Genomic DNA, 2,501 nt, shown 5'->3' with positions numbered 1-2,501 from the left:
TTTCGTTGTCACCCTCGTTCACGCGTACGACAACGACAATGGCGCCTACTTGTTTAAAAATAAGATCAAGGGCATTGGGTAGGGTGCCTTGACGCTTACCCGTTTTATCCAGTTTTGCGGCTTGTGAAAGAGAGCCTGCTACCAAAACGGGTGTGTTGAGAGGGAAGGCTTGTTCATCGGCATCGGGTGCTGTGCCAACAATCCCGATAACGGCAGACTGAACCGCACGAAGGGGACGGGTGCCGTCGTCAACCTCAACGACTTCAACACCGTGTAGAAAACCTGTTGCCATACTTTATGCTCCTTTGAAATATTGGCTAATGAAATGAATGGGAAAAATGAGAGGTAAAAAGCCGCTCTTGAGAAAGGTTTGTTTTCAACAAGCACTTTCTTTTTATAAATATCTTGACTTGGTCCCAAAATGGTACTAAGATTGATAAAAATCAGGATAAACTTATGAAAATTGTTAAAATCTCCACACTTCAAACTTTTTGGGCTCGATATCCTGATGCTGAACAACCGTTAAAAGCATGGGTAGATGAAGCTAAAAATGCGCAGTGGCGTTCTCCTCATGACATTAAAGAGAAGTATAAAAATGCAAGCATATTAAAGAATAATCGTGTTGTTTTTAATATTAGAGGTAATGATTATCGTTTAGTTGTTTCAATCTTTTATCCAGCAGGTTGGCTTTATATAAAATTTATAGGGACACACAAACAGTATGATGCAATTGATGCTAATACTGTAGAACTAAAGGAATTTAAGAAATGAATATCAAACCACTTCGCACTGAAAGAGATTATCAAGAAGCTTTAGAAATTGTGTCTGCAATGTTTGACAATCAACCTAAAGAGAATACTCCAGAATTTGATCAAATGGAGGTTCTTGTGTTGTTGATTGAAGCGTATGAAGCAGAACACTATCCTGTTTCTCCTCCTCACCCGATTGAAGCTATTAAATTTAGAATGGAACAAATGAACTTAAGTGCTAAAGATCTCGTTCCTGCGATTGGTCATTTAAATCGTGTTTATGAAATCTTGAGTGGTAAAAGAAAATTAACACTGCGCATGATTAAAAACTTGCACCAACAGTTCAATATTCCACTAGAAAGTCTGATAGCTTAGGTTTTATACTAATTTATTTTTTTGAAAGATTTTTAAGGGGTTTCAAAAGGTCTTCAAAGATCATTTAAAGAGCCTTTAATATGTATTATTTCTCGTTTTAGAAATCGCAATTTGAGATGATCAGCTCTTGAGCCGGCATTGGATTATTTGAACCACATGTATAAGATGTATTCACTTCTTTTAGTTTAAATTGGCTAAAGGTTTTTCGGATCTCTGGCACATCATTGAGAGACAGAACAAACTTTCCCTTTAATTGTGCAAGCAGTGTGGACATCGTCTGGTAATCCTCTCGCTTAAACAAATCCTTGCCATAGCAATTCTCAACGCCTGTTAAAGCCCTTTTAAAGGGCTTTAAAAGAGCTTTAAAAGGACTTAAAAACATATAAGCCTGCTCATACAAAAGCTATCCATTTGACTTGCGCTATTTTTGGTTTTTTATTTAATCTTTCCATAACCTTATAAGAACAGCGCCATCAGCTCCAGCGCCGCTTGGAGAGGAATCTCCATGAGAGCCAGCACCACCACCACCAAAACCACGCCCTGCTTTTCCTGAACTATAGGAACCTTGTCCTATCCCTCCAGCGCCACCTCTTGATGTATCACCCCCAGCATCACCTCCGTTACCGCTTGTCTTACTCGTAATTCCGCTTGTTCCAGCATAACCATTCCCGCCTTTAGCAAGTCCTAGGTGCTCATCCGTTGCCAAGCCAAAATTTCCCCCTACTCCTCCAGTACCACCACTTCCTGAATAGCAGCCAGTAACATAACCATTTCGTGAACTATAGTAACCAGCACTACCATAGTTTCCTCCTGTGGCGGTGATAAAATTCTTGCCAATGATTGTTGTTCCTCCAGACTTACCGTTTACACACTGCTTTCCCACAGAAGCTCCTCCTTTACCAATTGTGATATTCTCATGACCCTTTAAACTGGCTTTATAGCCATACCAGACTGAACAACCGGCACCACCACCTCCTCCTCCTAATCCTGACAAATAGGCTCCGCCACCACTGCCACCTCCACCCCATGCTTGGATTTCGACTTTGGTTTTATCTGTCACCCAATCGGGCCATTCAATTTTTCCATCCTGCGTATACAGCAATTCAGCATCAGCAAGAGCCGGCCAATTCGTGATTTTATCGGTCAAATCTTTTTTAAGACTCTTTATTTGTGACAAAATGGCGGCATCCACTTGCGCTTTCGTATAAACAAGATCTCCATCCACTTTTAAAGGTCCTTTAAGCAAGCTTCCGGTTGTGCTTAGACTGCTAACGACTTTGTTGTTATGGATAAGGTTAAACGACGAATTACCCAAAAGTTCTAAGCCACCACTCATGGTGACTTTGCTGGTAAATTTATTATAATTCTGCCATTCAT

3 protein-coding genes and 2 pseudogenes are annotated in these 2,501 nt (G+C 40.5%); 2 read left to right on the top strand and 3 right to left on the bottom strand.

Annotation, left to right across the window (positions count from 1 at the left end; all coding sequences use genetic code 11):
* Positions 1-292: pseudogene (locus ACFIJW_RS03360) on the bottom strand (phage tail protein); the annotation flags it as partial.
* A 164-nt stretch (positions 293-456) separates the two neighbouring features.
* Here ACFIJW_RS03360 and ACFIJW_RS03355 point away from each other — a divergent pair.
* Complete coding sequence (locus ACFIJW_RS03355) at positions 457-771, top strand: type II toxin-antitoxin system HigB family toxin (protein ID WP_317993618.1); 315 nt, start codon at positions 457-459, stop codon at positions 769-771.
* Positions 768-1,124 (top strand): type II toxin-antitoxin system HigA family antitoxin, encoded by a 357-nt coding sequence (locus tag ACFIJW_RS03350; RefSeq protein ID WP_156851753.1) that lies wholly within the window; start codon positions 768-770, stop codon positions 1,122-1,124. Before ACFIJW_RS03355 ends, ACFIJW_RS03350 begins: the two co-directional genes overlap by 4 nt.
* Positions 1,125-1,221: 97 nt before the next feature.
* Here ACFIJW_RS03350 and ACFIJW_RS03345 read toward each other — a convergent pair.
* Positions 1,222-1,452, bottom strand: a pseudogene (locus ACFIJW_RS03345) (DNA adenine methylase); the annotation flags it as partial.
* A gap of 111 nt (positions 1,453-1,563) precedes the next feature.
* The coding region (locus ACFIJW_RS03340) for a hypothetical protein (RefSeq protein ID WP_375633280.1) at positions 1,564-2,501 on the bottom strand (938 nt) is incomplete at its 5' end.

Origin of the sequence: Bartonella sp. MM97QHHN, from assembly GCF_042194285.1 — a bacterium.
Taxonomy (GTDB): domain Bacteria; phylum Pseudomonadota; class Alphaproteobacteria; order Rhizobiales; family Rhizobiaceae; genus Bartonella.
The sequence above is the reverse complement of the archived record's forward strand: the minus strand, read 5'-3'. Positions and strand labels throughout refer to the sequence as shown.